This window comes from Pseudomonas sp. P179, assembly GCF_000478485.2.
GTDB lineage: Bacteria > Pseudomonadota > Gammaproteobacteria > Pseudomonadales > Pseudomonadaceae > Pseudomonas > Pseudomonas aeruginosa.
This window is the reverse complement of the sequence record NZ_KI517354.1, coordinates 5,162,629-5,176,132: the sequence shown is the minus strand read 5'-3', so window position 1 is coordinate 5,176,132 and position 13,504 is coordinate 5,162,629. Positions and strand designations below refer to the sequence as shown.

Below are 13,504 nucleotides of genomic sequence, written 5' to 3'. Positions count from 1 at the left end.
TCAGTTCCTCCTTGCTCAACCCAGAGGCGGCGTGCCGGCGGCGGCGACGGCCTGGTAGGTCTGCATCTGTCTGGCGATCTGCGCCACCTTGCGGGCGTACTGCGGATCGGTGGCGTAGCCGGCGCGCTGCAGTTCCTGCATGAAGCGCTCGGGGTTGGCGGCGCTGTCCAGGGCGTTCTGGTAGCGGTCGTTGCCCTGGAGGAAGCTGACGTAGTCGTGGAAGCTCTGCTCGAACGACGAGTAGGAGCGGAACGCCGCGACTTCCTTGACCGCCTTGCCGCCTTCGTATTCGGTGGTGAGAGCGCGCGCCGAGGCACCATCCCAGCGGCTGCCGGTCTTGATGCCGAACAGGTTGTGGCTGCTGCCGCCATCCTGCTGGCGGATGATCGATTTGCCCCAGCCGGTCTCCAGCGCGGCCTGGGCCACCAGGTAGCGGGCATCGACGCCGATCCGCTCGGCGGCCTTCTGGGCCATCGGCAGCATGGTGGCGATGAACTCGTCGGCCGAGGCGAACATCGACTTGCCCCTGGCCAGCGGCGGCTGGGCGATGCGCCGGCTGCCCTGGCTGTCGACGCCATCGGTGGAGAAACCGCGGCGGCTCGCCGCCGGGTAGCTCTGCGCCGGCAGGTAGCTGTCCTGGCCCAGGCTCTGCATCTGGCTGGCGGCCGGCGAGGCGGAGGGAACGATGCCGGCGAGCATGCGCTCGGTCAGCTTGCCCGGCAGCGCCAGGCGCCTCTGGTTGAGCAGCTTCGAGTCGTCGCGGCCGGCTTCCGGCATCGGCAGGGCCTTGCCGGCCTGCGCGCTGGGGTTGCTCGGCCAGCGACCGGCGCCGTTCTCGGCGACCCGGGCGAACGGGTTTTCGCCGTTGCCCCTGGAGCCTTGCTTCATCTTCGACAACTGGCGCACCAGCACGTCGGCCAGGCCGATGCCGCCGGCATTCTTCGACAGGCTCACCGACAGTTGCTGGTCGTACATGTCCTGGTACTGCTTGGTGGTCTGGCTGTTCATGAAATTGCCGTCGCCCAGCGCTTCGTTGGCCGAACGCATGGATTTGAGCATCTCGTTGAGGAACAGCGATTCGAATTCCTGGGCGACCTTGCGGATGTTCGCCTCGCCGTCGCGGTCCTTGCCGACCTTGAGCTGGTTGAGGCGGTTGAGATCGGTATAGGAGCCGCTGTCGGGGCCTGCGCCGATACCGCTGAGCAAACGGGAATCCATGGCGTCGTCCTCAAATCACGATCAGGTCGGCCTGCAACGCGCCGGCCTGCTTCAGGGCTTCGAGGATCGCCATCAGGTCGCTCGGCGCGGCGCCGACCTGGTTCACCGCGCGGACGATGTCGTCCAGGGTGGTGCCGGGACCGAACTTGAACATCGGCTTGGTCTCCTCCTCGGCGTTCACCCGCGAGCGCGGCACCACCGCGGTCTGGCCGTTGGAGAAGGCACCGGGCTGGCTGACGATCGGGTCCTCGGTGATGCTCACGGTCAGGCTGCCGTGGGTGACGGCGGCCGGCGATACCTTGACGTTCTGGCCGATGACGATGGTGCCGGTGCGCGAATTGATGATGACCTTGGCCACCGCCTCGCCCGGCTGCACGTCGAGGTTCTCCAGGATCGACAGGTAGTCGACCCGCTGGTTCGGGTCGAGCGGCGCGCTGACCCGCACCGAGCCGCCGTCCACCGCATGGGCGACGCCCGGACCGAGCAGTTCGTTGATGCGGTCGACGATGCGCTTGGCAGTGGTGAAGTCCGGGCGGTTGAGGTTCAGCGTCAGGCTGTTGCCCTGGTCGAAGCCGCTCGGCACCGCGCGTTCGACGGTGGCGCCGGCCGGGATACGTCCGGCGGACGGTACGTTGACGGTGATCTTCGAGCCGTCGCGGCCTTCGGCGTCGAAGCCGCCGACCACCAGGTTGCCCTGGGCGACCGCGTAGACCTGGCCGTCGATACCTTTCAGCGGAGTCATCAGCAGGCTGCCGCCGCGCAGGCTCTTGGCGTTGCCGATGGACGACACGGTGACGTCGATCGGCTGGCCCGGCTTGGCGAACGGCGGCAGGTCGGCATGCACCGATACCGCGGCGACGTTCTTCAACTGCACGTTGCCGACGTTGGCCGGCACCTTGATGCCGAACTGCGCCAGCATGTTGTTGAAGGTCTGCAGGGTGAACGGCGTCTGCGTGGTCTGGTCGCCGCTGCCGCTCAGGCCGACCACCAGGCCATAGCCGATCAACTGGTTGGTCCGCACGCCCTGGATGCTGGCGATATCCTTCAACCGCTCGGCCTGGGCCGCGCCGGCGGCCAGGAGCAGCGCGGCGAGGGCCAGCAGGTGCTTGAACTTGGTCATCGCGAGCGTCCTCAGAACGGCCACAGCGGGCTGAGGAAGAAGCGGTCCAGCCAGCCCGGCTGACTGGCATCGGCGAAGGCGCCGGTGCCGGAATAGGTGATCCGGGCGTCGGCCACGCGGGTCGAGGACACGGTGTTGTCGGTGGCGATATCGTCGGCGCGGACCAGGCCGGCGATGCGCACCAGCTCGTTGCCGGTGTTCAGGGTCATCCACTTCTCGCCGCGCACGGAGAGGATGCCGTTGGGCAGCACCTCGGCCACGGTCACGGTGATCGAGCCGGTCAGGCTGTTGCTCTGCCCCGCCTGGCTATCGCCCTTGGCGTCGCGCGAGCCGCCGTATTCGGCGCTGAGGCTGAGGTCGCCGCCGCCGATCGGGTTGTTGGTGGTCATGCCGCTGCCGAACAGCGAGGTCAGCCCCATCTTGGTCTTGCTGTCCTTCTGGATATCGGAGTTGGCTTTCTTGCTCGCCTGGGTCTTCTCGTTGAGGGTGATGGTGATGATGTCGCCCACGCGGAAGGCCTTGCGGTCGTCGTAGAGGTTCTGCTCGAAACCGGCCTGGTAGATCGCGCCGTTGTTCTGCGCGGCGGGCAGCGGGGTGCGCGGCAGCACCGGCGCGTAGTACGGATCGTTCGGCTTCGGCGGTGGATTGACGCAACCGCCCAGGGCGGTGGCGATGCCAAGCAGGGAGACGATCATCAGCCGGTTCATATCAAGCTACCTCGCGGCGTACAGCCAGGGCCCGGTCAGGGCCCGTCAAAGATTCTGGGTGACGAAGGACAACATCTGGTCGGCGGTGGAGATGACCTTGGAGTTCATCTCGTAGGCGCGCTGGGTGGTGATCATGTTCACCAGTTCCTCGACCACGTTGACGTTGGAGTTTTCCAGGGTGTTCTGGGCAACCGTGCCGAGGCCGTTGAGACCCGGCGTACCGACCTGGGGCGCGCCGCTGGAGCCGGTTTCCAGGAACAGGTTGTTGCCGATGGCCTGCAGGCCGGCCGGGTTGATGAAGTCGGCGGTCTGGATGTTGCCGATCACCTGCGGCTGGGCGTTGCCGGTGGTGGTCACCGAGACGGTGCCGTCCTGGCCGACGGTGAAGGTCTGGGTCTCGTTGGGCACCACGATCGCTGGCTCCAGGGCGAAGCCGTTGGAGGTGACGATCTGCCCGTCGGAGTTCAGGTGGAAGCTGCCGTCGCGGGTGTAGGACACGGTGCCGTCCGGCAGCAGGACCTGGAAGAAGCCGCGCCCGTTGACCGCCATGTCCAGCGGCTGCTCGGTGGTCTGCAGGCTGCCCGGGGTGAAGATCTTCTGGGTGCCGACGACGCGCACACCGGTACCCAATTGCAGGCCCGAAGGCAGCTCGCTGTCCTGGGTCGACTGGCCGCCCGGCTGGCGCCGGATCTGGTACAGCAGGTCCTGGAACTCCGCGCGGTCGCGCTTGAAGCCGGTGGTGGATACGTTGGCCAGGTTGTTGGAAATGGTGGTCAGGTTCATGTCCTGGGCGGACAGACCGGTCTTGCTGACCCACAGTGCCGATAACATCGTCGTGCTCCTCGGGTGCCGGTTTTATGGCACCACGCTCAAGTGATTAGCTGATTTGCAAAACCCGCGCCATGGCCGCCGAATCGTCCTCGGCGGTGCGCATCATCTTCACGTGCAGCTCGAATTGACGGGACAGCGAGAGGATCGCGGTCATCTCTTCCACCGCGTTCACGTTGCTGCTTTCCAGGAAACCGGAGACCACCTTCACGTTGGCGTCGGCCAGCGGCGCCTGCTCGCCCGGCTGCGGCTTGTAGTGCAGCAGGCCGTCGGTACCCTTCTCCATCTGCTTCAGGTTCGGGTTGACCAGTTTGATCCGGTCCACCACGGCGACCACGTTGGGGTTCTCGCCAAGGGCGCGGATGCTGATGGTGCCGTCCTGGCCGATCTCCACCTTTTCCTCCGGCGGCACGGCGATCGGCCCACCGTTGCCGAGCACCGGCAAGCCGTCGCCGGTGCGCAGCATGCCGAGGGCGTCGATATGCATGCCGGCGGTACGCACGTAGGCCTCGCTGCCATCCGGCGCCTGGACCGCGACGAAGCCGTCGCCGTCGATGGCGATGTCCAGCTCGTTGCCGGTTTCCTGGAGGCTGCCATGGCTGAAATCGGTACCGGGCCGCTCGCTCATGGCGAATACCCGCGCCGGGAAGCTGTCGCCGAACACCTGCATCGAACGCGCCTGCTCGAAGTCGCGACGAAAGCCGCTGGTCGAGATGTTCGCCAGGTTGTTGGCATGAGCACGCATCGCCAGGGTGTTCTGGCTGGCCCCGCTCATGGAGACGTACAGCATCTTGTCCATCGAATCCTCCAGGCACCGGCACAATCCGCCGGGCTTTCTTGCAGGTTATCCAGCAAGCGCCGTGCCAGAATTCGAAAAAACAATTAATACATTGATTTAAAAGGATTTTATAAAACAGAAAGCCTCCTTTCGGAGGCTTCGGGGGCAACCCCTGGCCAGGGGTTGCCGCTGGCGGCAAGGGCCTTGCCGGTGCCCGGACGGCACCGGCACGCCGTCATCAGCGCAGGTTGATGATGGTCTGGGTCACCGCATCCTCGGTCTGGATGGTCTTGGCATTGGCCTGGTAGTTGCGCTGGTGGACGATGAGGTTCACCAGTTCGTTGGAGATGTCCACGTTGGACGCTTCCAGCGCGCCGGATTGCAACGCCCCCAGGGTGCCCGAGCGCGGCGCGCCGACCGCCGGCTCGCCGGACTCCGAGGACTGCACCCAGGAGGTCTTGCCGATCGGCGTCAGGCCCTGGATGTTGGCGAAGTTGGCCAGCACCACCTGGCCCTGCACCTTGGACTGGCCGTTGGTGTAGCGGGCGAAGATCACCCCGGTGTCGTCGATTTCCAGGCCTGCCAGCTGACCGGTGGTGTAGCCGTCCTGGATCGGGTTGCTCTGGGCGAACGCGGTGGAGTACTGGGTGGTCTTGCGCATGTCGAAGGAGATGCCGCTGGCGGCACCGGTCGCGCCGTTCCAGGCGTAGGTCGGCGGGGTCTTGCCGTCCGAGGCCGCCGGAATCCAGCCGGTGCCGGGAGTCGGCGGATTGCCGGTGGCCGGACTGAACTGGATCACGTTGGTGGTCGCGTCGATGCTGAAGCCCGGCCCGCTGGTGCTGCCGTCCGGCGCCCGAACCGAGGTCATCTGGCCGCTGGCGTCGAAGGTGACGTTGAAGCTCATCGGCGTCTTGTTCGACGGATCGAGCGGATTGACGCCGTCGATCAGCACTTTCATGGTCCAGCTGTTCTCCGGAATCGGCGGGGTCGCATTCGGGTCCGGCTCGTTCTTGATGAAGAACTGGCTCATGGTGTGGGAGTTGCCCTGGCTGTCATAGATGCCCAGCGAAGAGGACGAGTTGTAGGTAGCGGCGTCGGACGGATCGAACGGCGTCACGGTCGGCGGCTTCAGCGTCGAGTTGAGGTTGTACGACTGCTGGATGCTCGAGGTGGCCTGCGGCGCCTGATTGGCGCGCTCGACCTTGAGGTCGGTGACCACGCCGTTCTGCAACTGGCCGTTCGGCCCGACGGCATAGCCCTGCAGGCGGTAGCCGTTGTTGTCGACGATGAAATCCTGCTTGTCGGTATTGAAGTAGCCGGCGCGGGTGTAGCTGATCGCCCCGTTGTTGCTGGTGACGAAGAAGCCGTTGCCGTTGATGGCCAGGTCCAGCACGCTGTTGGTCGAGTCGATGTTGCCCTGCTTGAACATCTGCGAGACGTCCGAGAGCAGCACGCCGCTGCCCTGCGGGTTGCTGCCCGAACCCAGCACCGAGGCGGCGTAGACGTCGGCGAACTCCGCGCGGGATTGCTTGAAGCCTACGGTGCCGGCGTTGGCGATGTTGTTGCCGGTGACGTTCAGGCCGCTGGAGGCCGCCTGGATGCCGCTCAGGCCGATGTTGAAACTCATGGATAGCTCCTTGCCGGAAACGCCGGCTTACTGGCCGATGATCTGTACTTTGGACAGCGCGATGCTGCCCAGGCCTGCGAGGTTGAGCATCAGCTCGCCGCCGTTCTGCCCCAGGGTGACGCTGTCGACGTTGGCCGGCAGGTAGGTCTGGAGCCCGTAGGTCTTGCCGTCGATCGAGGTCTGCGCCTCGAACTTGTAGGTGCCCGGCGGCATGATGTTGCCGCTGCTGTCCTTGCCGTCCCACATGAAGCTGACGCTGCCGGCAGCCTGCTGGCCGAGGTTGATGCGATTGACCACGGTGCCCTTGTCGTCGTAGACGTTGACCCATACGTTGCTGCTGGAGACCGGCAGGTTGAGGGACGCCTTGAAGGTGTCCTTGGTGTCCACCACCGACTTGTCGGTCGCCACGATGACCTTCCGCCCCACCAGCGACGAGGCTTGCAGGGCCTGCGACGACTGGTAGTTGGAGAGAATGCTCTCCATGCTCTTGTTCAGCGACTGCACGCCTTCCACGGTGCTGAACTGGGCCAGTTGGGCGATGAACTCGCCGTTCTGCTGCGGCGACATCGGGTCCTGGTTCTTCAACTGGGCCACCAGCAGCTTGAGGAATTCGTCCTTGCCAAGGTTGCTGCTGCCCTTGACGCTCTGCCCGGTCTCGGTGGCGCCGCTGCCGGCGGCGCGCTTGCTGCCGTTGACGTTGCCGGTGTTGCTGCTGGTGCCGCTGACGTTATCGATGCTCATGCTCTACTCCGCTCACTGACCCAGGGTCAGGACCTTCTGCATCATCTGTTTGGCGGTATTCATCATTTCCGCGTTGGTCTGGAAGGCACGGCTGGCGGAAATCATGTCGGCCATTTCCTCGACCACGTTCACATTGGGGTAATACACGTAGCCGTTGGCATCCGCGGCCGGATGGTTCGGCTCGTAGCGCGGCATCAGCGAACTCTGGTCCTCGACGATGCCCAGCACCTGCACGCCGGCGCCGGAGCTGTCCTGGTCGGCGAACAGCGAGCCGCTGTCGCCCTGGGCCTGCTGGAACATGGTGGAGAACACCGGATGGCGGGCGCGGTAGGTCTTGTCGACGCTGGAGGAAACCGTCTCGGCGTTGGCGATGTTGCTGGCCACGGTGTTCAGGCGGGTGCTCTGGGCGCTCATGCCGCTACCGGCAATGTTGAAGACACTGGCGAGGGACATGGCGGTTACTCTCCACGCAGGGCGCTGACCAGCCCTTTGAATTTGCTGTTGAGGAAGGTGAAGGACGCCTGGAAGTGCATGGCGTTCTCGGCGTAGTTGGCCTGCTCGATCTGGGCGTCGACAGTGTTCTGGTCGATCGACGGCTGGACCGGGATGCGGTACTGCAGGCTGCCCTCGCCCATGCCGAAACCTTCGGCGGCGATATGCCGCTCGTTGGTGGTGCGGGTGGCGAAGGTACCCTTGGCGGCCTTGTCCTTCTGCTCGGCGAGAACCGCGGCGAAGTCCAGGTCGCGAGCCTTGTAGTTCGGGGTATCGGCGTTGGCCAGGTTGTTGGCCAGCACTTCGGCGCGCTGGGCGCGGAAGCTGAGGGCCTGCTGGTGGATACCGAGTGCTCTGTCGAAACTGATGCTCATGGCTGCGAACCTGTTTGCCGGTGTGGCTTTCGTCGCCAACACTTCAGCAAGGCCCGTGCCAAATTATTAAAAACCTTTATATTCAATAACTTGAGTTTATTTAAGGGCAACCCGGAAGCGGCAAGCGGCAAGCCGTTTCCGCTTGCCGGCAAGGGTGGCAAGCCCCTGGAACGGCTTCTCCGGCAAACGAAAAAAGGCCCGATATCGTCGATATCGGACCTTTCCCATGCTTCCGGCCGCCAGGGACACGGCTCACTCGTGGCGAATGATCCGCTCGAGATCCACCGGTTCGCCGGGATGGGCATGCAGCTTGGCGCGAATGTCCTCGAACATCGCATCGTATTCCTTGTGCACCCGGGTGATCGCGCCGAACTTCGGGTGCAGGCCGTGCTTCTGGGCGACCCGCGTGGCATCGCTGGCGAAGTTGAAGGCGGTATCGCGCGGCAGCTCGAAGGAGTCGCTGAACGGCTTGCCGTCGATCTCGCCGTCCATGTCGAAGTGCACATAGGCGCCGGATTCGGCGTTCTGCCGCACCTCGTAGCGGATATGGATATTGATGTCCTGCTGGTCGAGGCCGGGCAGGCTGACCAGATGGAGGTGGCCTGGTTCGAACATGACGAATCTCCTGGTGGGAATCGGAATCAGTCTAGCCAGGGTCGAGCGAAAGAAAACCGCCCTGGATCAGTGCAACGTCGCTTTTTCCGCGCGTTCCTGAATGACCACCCAGGGCGCCACCACCACCGCCCAGAGGGTCGGGTCGCGTTCGAGGAAGTCCTTGGCCGCATCCTCCCCGACCTTGCTCAGGCCGCCGCCGGAAAGCCAGGCGGCGACCTTCTCGCGGTCGTCCCCGGCCAGGGCCTCGGCGACTTCCACCAGGTCCAGCGCGGCATCGACCTGGAGCAAGGCGCCACGGGCGAAAAACGGTTGCAGCTCGGCCCAGGAAATGACCGCGGTCTCGCCGAGCAGCTTGGCATAGAGGGTGCTAGTTTGTTCTGTCATGGGATCTACCTGGATTGCATGGGCGCCATGATAACGCCCGCCGGTAGCCCACGACAGCCGAAGGGAAACCGGGCCCAGGGAGGTGAGGCAGGTCCGCGCCGTTTTTCTATACGTTTATGTCAACCAGGCGACACGACTCACGGGAGCTCGCCGTGCCGTGCTTTTCAAGCGACGAAGCGCCGCTCTACACTGTACCGGTACAGTTCCCGGGGTCCGTCCATGACGATCACCCGGTCTCCTCCGGCCCCCGCGGCCGCGAGACTACAACAATGACAACACACAAGAAGAGTGGAGCACTATGAAGAAGGGTACTCAGCGTCTATCCCGCCTGTTCGCCGCGATGGCCATTGCCGGGTTCGCCAGCTACTCCATGGCCGCCGACACCATCAAGATCGCCCTGGCTGGCCCGGTCACCGGTCCGGTAGCCCAGTACGGCGACATGCAGCGCGCCGGTGCGCTGATGGCAATCGAACAGATCAACAAGGCAGGCGGCGTGAACGGCGCGCAACTCGAAGGCGTGATCTACGACGACGCCTGCGATCCCAAGCAGGCCGTGGCGGTCGCCAACAAGGTGGTCAACGACGGCGTCAAGTTCGTGGTCGGCCATGTCTGCTCCAGCTCCACCCAACCCGCCACCGACATCTACGAAGACGAAGGCGTGCTGATGATCACCCCGTCGGCCACCGCCCCGGAAATCACCTCGCGCGGCTACAAGCTGATCTTCCGCACGATCGGCCTGGACAACATGCAGGGCCCGGTGGCCGGCAAGTTCATCGCCGAACGCTACAAGGACAAGACCATCGCGGTACTGCACGACAAGCAGCAGTACGGCGAAGGCATCGCCACCGAGGTGAAGAAGACCGTGGAAGACGCCGGCATCAAGGTTGCCGTCTTCGAAGGCCTGAACGCCGGCGACAAGGACTTCAACGCGCTGATCAGCAAGCTGAAGAAAGCCGGCGTGCAGTTCGTCTACTTCGGCGGCTACCACCCGGAAATGGGCCTGCTGCTGCGCCAGGCCAAGCAGGCCGGGCTGGACGCGCGCTTCATGGGCCCGGAAGGGGTCGGCAACAGCGAAATCACCGCGATCGCCGGCGACGCTTCGGAAGGCATGCTGGCGACCCTGCCGCGCGCCTTCGAGCAGGATCCGAAGAACAAGGCCCTGATCGACGCCTTCAAGGCGAAGAACCAGGATCCGAGCGGCATCTTCGTCCTGCCCGCCTACTCCGCGGTCACCGTGATCGCCAAGGGCATCGAGAAAGCCGGCGAGGCCGATCCGGAGAAGGTCGCCGAGGCCCTGCGCGCCAACACCTTCGAGACTCCCACCGGGAACCTCGGGTTCGACGAGAAGGGCGACCTGAAGAACTTCGACTTCACCGTCTACGAGTGGCACAAGGACGCCACCCGGACCGAGGTCAAGTAAGCATCGTTGCAGTACGGAGCCCACGTCACCCACCGTGGGCTTTGTTTTAGTACCCGCATGATTCCGCGAGCGGCGGCCCGGCAAGGGCAGGCGAAGACCGGCAGCGTTCACTCCTGGTGGACGGGAGCGCGGCTTTCCCCTGCCTCCCGCCGGCCCGCCGCGCGCCGGATCGTGACGGGTCTCAGCAGCGTTCCGGCCCCACACCCGCGAGCCGAACGTCTACCTGCCGTACAACGGCGGGCGTTTAGCGAGAGAGTCCCATGCCCGAGATTTATCATTACCTACAACAATTGGTTAACGGCCTGACCGTCGGCAGCACCTATGCGCTGATCGCGATCGGCTACACCATGGTCTACGGCATCATCGGCATGATCAACTTCGCCCACGGCGAGGTGTACATGATCGGCTCGTACATCGCCTTCATCGCCATCACCCTGCTGGCGATGATGGGGCTGGACAGCGTTCCGCTGATGATGCTCGCCGCATTCGCCGCCAGCATCATCGTCACCAGTGCCTTCGGCTACAGCATCGAGCGGGTCGCCTACCGCCCGTTGCGCGGCGGCAACCGCCTGATCCCGCTGATCTCCGCGATCGGCATGTCGATCTTCCTGCAGAACGCCGTGATGCTCTCGCAGGACTCCAAGGAAAAGGCCATCCCGACCCTGCTGCCCGGCAACTTCGTGTTCGGCGAAAGCAGCATGAACGGCGTGGTGATCTCCTATATGCAGATCCTGATCTTCGTCGTCACCTTCCTGGTGATGTTCGGCCTCACCCTGTTCATCTCCCGCTCCCGCCTGGGCCGCGCCTGCCGCGCCTGCGCCGAGGACCTGAAGATGACCAACCTGCTGGGTATCAACAGCAACAACATCATCGCCCTCACCTTCGTCATCGGCGCCGCCCTGGCCGCCGTCGCCGCGGTGCTGCTGGGCATGCAGTACGGCGTGATCAACCCCGGGATCGGCTTCCTCGCCGGGATCAAGGCGTTCACCGCCGCGGTGCTCGGCGGCATCGGCAGCATCCCCGGCGCCATGCTCGGCGGCCTGCTGCTGGGCGTCGCCGAAGCCTTCGGCGCCGACGTGTTCGGCGACCAGTACAAGGACGTGGTGGCCTTCGGCCTGCTGATCCTGGTGCTGCTGTTCCGACCTACCGGCATCCTCGGTCGTCCGGAGGTGGAAAAAGTATGAGCCAGTCCCTCAAGCGCGCGCTGTTCAGCGCCCTCCTCGTGATCCTGGTGTCCTATCCGATCCTAGGCCTGAAGCTGCGCACCGTCGGCATCAAGCTCGAGGTCCTCGGCGCCGATGCGCAGACCCTCTGGACCATCGCCGCGGCCGCCCTGGCCATGTTCGTCTGGCAGCTGTTCCGCGACCGCATCCCGCTCAAGCTGGGTCGCGGCGTCGGCTACAAGGTCAACGGCAGCGGCCTGAAGAACTTCCTCAGCCTGCCATCGACCCAGCGCTGGGCGGTCCTCGCCCTGGTCGTGGTGGCTTTCGTCTGGCCGTTCTTCGCCTCGCGCGGGGCGGTGGACATCGCCACCCTGATCCTGATCTACGTGATGCTCGGCATCGGCCTGAACATCGTGGTCGGCCTGGCCGGCCTGCTCGATCTCGGCTACGTCGGCTTCTACGCGGTAGGTGCCTACACCTACGCGCTGCTCGCCGAGTACGCCGGGTTCGGCTTCTGGACCGCCCTGCCGATCGCCGGGATGATGGCCGCGCTGTTCGGCTTCCTCCTCGGCTTCCCGGTGCTGCGCCTGCGCGGCGACTACCTGGCGATCGTGACCCTCGGCTTCGGCGAGATCATCCGCATCCTGCTGCGCAACATGACCGAGATCACCGGCGGCCCCAACGGCATCGGCTCGATCCCCAAGCCGACCCTGTTCGGCCTGACCTTCGAACGCCGCGCGCCGGAAGGCATGCAGACCTTCCACGAGTTCTTCGGCATCGCCTACAACACCAACTACAAGGTCATCCTGCTCTACGTGGTGGCCCTGCTGCTGGTGCTGCTGGCCCTGTTCGTGATCAACCGGCTGATGCGCATGCCGATCGGTCGCGCCTGGGAAGCGCTGCGCGAGGACGAAGTGGCCTGCCGCGCTCTCGGTCTCAACCCGACCATCGTCAAGCTCTCCGCCTTCACCATCGGCGCCAGCTTCGCCGGTTTCGCCGGCAGCTTCTTCGCCGCCCGCCAGGGCCTGGTGACGCCTGAGTCCTTCACCTTCATCGAGTCGGCGATGATCCTTGCGATCGTCGTGCTCGGCGGCATGGGTTCGCAGCTCGGCGTGATACTCGCCGCGGTGGTGATGGTGCTGCTCCAGGAAATGCGCGGGTTCAACGAATACCGCATGCTGATCTTCGGCCTGACCATGATCGTGATGATGATCTGGCGTCCCCAGGGACTGCTGCCGATGCAACGCCCGCACCTGGAGCTGAAGCCATGAGCCGACCGATTCTCGAAGTGAGCGGCCTGACCATGCGCTTCGGCGGCCTGCTGGCCGTCAACGGCGTCAACCTGAAGGTCGAGGAAAAGCAGGTGGTCTCGATGATCGGCCCGAACGGCGCCGGCAAGACCACCGTGTTCAACTGCCTGACCGGCTTCTACCAGCCCACCGGCGGCCTGATCCGCCTCGACGGCGAGGAGATCCAGGGCCTGCCCGGTCACAAGATCGCTCGCAAGGGCGTGGTGCGGACCTTCCAGAACGTCCGCCTGTTCAAGGAAATGACCGCGGTGGAGAACCTGCTGGTCGCCCAGCACCGCCACCTCAACACCAACTTCCTCGCCGGCCTGTTCAAGACCCCGGCATTCCGCCGCAGCGAGCGCGAGGCCATGGAGTACGCCGCGCACTGGCTGGAGGAAGTCAACCTTACCGAGTTCGCCAACCGCAGCGCCGGCACCCTCGCCTACGGCCAGCAGCGACGCCTGGAGATTGCCCGCTGCATGATGACCCGCCCGCGGATCCTCATGCTCGACGAGCCGGCCGCCGGCCTCAACCCGAAGGAGACCGACGACCTCAAGGCGCTGATCGCCAAGCTGCGCAGCGAGCACAACGTGACGGTATTGCTGATCGAGCACGACATGAAGCTGGTGATGAGCATTTCCGACCATATCGTGGTGATCAACCAGGGCGCCCCCCTGGCCGACGGGACGCCGGAGCAGATCCGCGACAACCCGGACGTGATCAAGGCTTATCTGGGGGAAGCGTGAGC

At 64.8% G+C, this 13,504-nt stretch carries 15 protein-coding genes; 4 read left to right on the top strand and 11 right to left on the bottom strand.

Features of this window, described 5'->3' with window-relative positions; genetic code table 11:
• Nucleotides 1-15: 15 nt before the first annotated feature.
• The 11 genes from flgJ to HMPREF1224_RS36120 form a co-directional block, all read right to left on the bottom strand.
• On the bottom strand, nucleotides 16-1,218 hold the full coding sequence (gene flgJ / locus HMPREF1224_RS36170; protein WP_003082172.1) for a flagellar assembly peptidoglycan hydrolase FlgJ: 1,203 nt from the start codon (nucleotides 1,216-1,218) through the stop codon (nucleotides 16-18).
• 10 nt (nucleotides 1,219-1,228) lie between these two features.
• A complete protein-coding gene (locus HMPREF1224_RS36165) occupies nucleotides 1,229-2,338 on the bottom strand; it encodes a flagellar basal body P-ring protein FlgI (protein ID WP_003082169.1) in 1,110 nt (369 codons plus the stop codon).
• A gap of 11 nt (nucleotides 2,339-2,349) precedes the next feature.
• Entirely contained in the window at nucleotides 2,350-3,045 is a 696-nt protein-coding gene (gene flgH / locus HMPREF1224_RS36160; RefSeq protein WP_003082166.1) for a flagellar basal body L-ring protein FlgH, read from the bottom strand.
• A 45-nt stretch (nucleotides 3,046-3,090) separates the two neighbouring features.
• On the bottom strand, nucleotides 3,091-3,876 hold the full coding sequence (gene flgG / locus HMPREF1224_RS36155; protein WP_003082164.1) for a flagellar basal-body rod protein FlgG: 786 nt from the start codon (nucleotides 3,874-3,876) through the stop codon (nucleotides 3,091-3,093).
• Nucleotides 3,877-3,922: 46 nt separating this feature from the next.
• Entirely contained in the window at nucleotides 3,923-4,672 is a 750-nt protein-coding gene (flgF, locus tag HMPREF1224_RS36150) for a flagellar basal-body rod protein FlgF (RefSeq protein ID WP_003082159.1), read from the bottom strand.
• 217 nt (nucleotides 4,673-4,889) lie between these two features.
• Complete coding sequence (gene flgE / locus HMPREF1224_RS36145; protein WP_003082154.1) at nucleotides 4,890-6,278, bottom strand: flagellar hook protein FlgE; 1,389 nt, start codon at nucleotides 6,276-6,278, stop codon at nucleotides 4,890-4,892.
• Nucleotides 6,279-6,305: 27 nt separating this feature from the next.
• Nucleotides 6,306-7,019, bottom strand: coding sequence for a flagellar hook assembly protein FlgD (flgD, locus tag HMPREF1224_RS36140; protein ID WP_003082153.1), 714 nt, complete (start codon nucleotides 7,017-7,019; stop codon nucleotides 6,306-6,308).
• Between the two features lie 12 nt (nucleotides 7,020-7,031).
• Entirely contained in the window at nucleotides 7,032-7,472 is a 441-nt protein-coding gene (flgC, locus tag HMPREF1224_RS36135) for a flagellar basal body rod protein FlgC (protein WP_003082150.1), read from the bottom strand.
• A 5-nt stretch (nucleotides 7,473-7,477) separates the two neighbouring features.
• Nucleotides 7,478-7,885 carry a flagellar basal body rod protein FlgB gene (gene flgB / locus HMPREF1224_RS36130; protein ID WP_003082144.1) on the bottom strand — a complete coding sequence of 136 codons (408 nt, stop codon included), beginning with the start codon at nucleotides 7,883-7,885 and terminating at the stop codon, nucleotides 7,478-7,480.
• A 252-nt stretch (nucleotides 7,886-8,137) separates the two neighbouring features.
• Nucleotides 8,138-8,500 (bottom strand): DUF5064 family protein, encoded by a 363-nt coding sequence (locus HMPREF1224_RS36125; RefSeq protein WP_003082140.1) that lies wholly within the window; start codon nucleotides 8,498-8,500, stop codon nucleotides 8,138-8,140.
• Nucleotides 8,501-8,566: 66 nt separating this feature from the next.
• On the bottom strand, nucleotides 8,567-8,884 hold the full coding sequence (locus HMPREF1224_RS36120) for a DUF2288 domain-containing protein (protein ID WP_003086400.1): 318 nt from the start codon (nucleotides 8,882-8,884) through the stop codon (nucleotides 8,567-8,569).
• 298 nt (nucleotides 8,885-9,182) lie between these two features.
• Between HMPREF1224_RS36120 and HMPREF1224_RS36115 the strand changes: the two genes are divergently transcribed.
• From HMPREF1224_RS36115 to livG, 4 genes are all read left to right on the top strand, one after another.
• Complete coding sequence (locus tag HMPREF1224_RS36115; protein ID WP_003082136.1) at nucleotides 9,183-10,304, top strand: branched-chain amino acid ABC transporter substrate-binding protein; 1,122 nt, start codon at nucleotides 9,183-9,185, stop codon at nucleotides 10,302-10,304.
• A gap of 260 nt (nucleotides 10,305-10,564) precedes the next feature.
• Nucleotides 10,565-11,488: a high-affinity branched-chain amino acid ABC transporter permease LivH gene (gene livH, locus HMPREF1224_RS36110; RefSeq protein WP_003086391.1), complete on the top strand. Its 924-nt coding sequence runs from the start codon at nucleotides 10,565-10,567 to the stop codon at nucleotides 11,486-11,488.
• Nucleotides 11,485-12,738 (top strand): high-affinity branched-chain amino acid ABC transporter permease LivM, encoded by a 1,254-nt coding sequence (locus tag HMPREF1224_RS36105; protein ID WP_003082131.1) that lies wholly within the window; start codon nucleotides 11,485-11,487, stop codon nucleotides 12,736-12,738. Before livH ends, HMPREF1224_RS36105 begins: the two co-directional genes overlap by 4 nt.
• Nucleotides 12,735-13,502 carry a high-affinity branched-chain amino acid ABC transporter ATP-binding protein LivG gene (gene livG / locus HMPREF1224_RS36100; RefSeq protein ID WP_003082125.1) on the top strand — a complete coding sequence of 256 codons (768 nt, stop codon included), beginning with the start codon at nucleotides 12,735-12,737 and terminating at the stop codon, nucleotides 13,500-13,502. Before HMPREF1224_RS36105 ends, livG begins: the two co-directional genes overlap by 4 nt.
• Nucleotides 13,503-13,504 lie beyond the last annotated feature (2 nt).

What these genes read in the sequence shown, in the direction of transcription:
- HMPREF1224_RS36105 (WP_003082131.1), top strand. Translation starts at nt 11,485, where the DNA reads ATGAGCCAGTCCCTCAAGCGCGCGCTGTTCAGCGCCCTCCTCGTGATC.
- flgH (WP_003082166.1), bottom strand. Translation starts at nt 3,045, where the DNA reads ATGAACCGGCTGATGATCGTCTCCCTGCTTGGCATCGCCACCGCCCTG.
- flgG (WP_003082164.1), bottom strand. Translation starts at nt 3,876, where the DNA reads ATGTTATCGGCACTGTGGGTCAGCAAGACCGGTCTGTCCGCCCAGGAC.
- flgF (WP_003082159.1), bottom strand. Translation starts at nt 4,672, where the DNA reads ATGGACAAGATGCTGTACGTCTCCATGAGCGGGGCCAGCCAGAACACC.
- flgJ (WP_003082172.1), bottom strand. Translation starts at nt 1,218, where the DNA reads ATGGATTCCCGTTTGCTCAGCGGTATCGGCGCAGGCCCCGACAGCGGC.
- HMPREF1224_RS36165 (WP_003082169.1), bottom strand. Translation starts at nt 2,338, where the DNA reads ATGACCAAGTTCAAGCACCTGCTGGCCCTCGCCGCGCTGCTCCTGGCC.
- HMPREF1224_RS36120 (WP_003086400.1), bottom strand. Translation starts at nt 8,884, where the DNA reads ATGACAGAACAAACTAGCACCCTCTATGCCAAGCTGCTCGGCGAGACC.
- HMPREF1224_RS36115 (WP_003082136.1), top strand. Translation starts at nt 9,183, where the DNA reads ATGAAGAAGGGTACTCAGCGTCTATCCCGCCTGTTCGCCGCGATGGCC.
- livG (WP_003082125.1), top strand. Translation starts at nt 12,735, where the DNA reads ATGAGCCGACCGATTCTCGAAGTGAGCGGCCTGACCATGCGCTTCGGC.
- flgB (WP_003082144.1), bottom strand. Translation starts at nt 7,885, where the DNA reads ATGAGCATCAGTTTCGACAGAGCACTCGGTATCCACCAGCAGGCCCTC.
- flgD (WP_003082153.1), bottom strand. Translation starts at nt 7,019, where the DNA reads ATGAGCATCGATAACGTCAGCGGCACCAGCAGCAACACCGGCAACGTC.
- HMPREF1224_RS36125 (WP_003082140.1), bottom strand. Translation starts at nt 8,500, where the DNA reads ATGTTCGAACCAGGCCACCTCCATCTGGTCAGCCTGCCCGGCCTCGAC.
- livH (WP_003086391.1), top strand. Translation starts at nt 10,565, where the DNA reads ATGCCCGAGATTTATCATTACCTACAACAATTGGTTAACGGCCTGACC.
- flgE (WP_003082154.1), bottom strand. Translation starts at nt 6,278, where the DNA reads ATGAGTTTCAACATCGGCCTGAGCGGCATCCAGGCGGCCTCCAGCGGC.
- flgC (WP_003082150.1), bottom strand. Translation starts at nt 7,472, where the DNA reads ATGTCCCTCGCCAGTGTCTTCAACATTGCCGGTAGCGGCATGAGCGCC.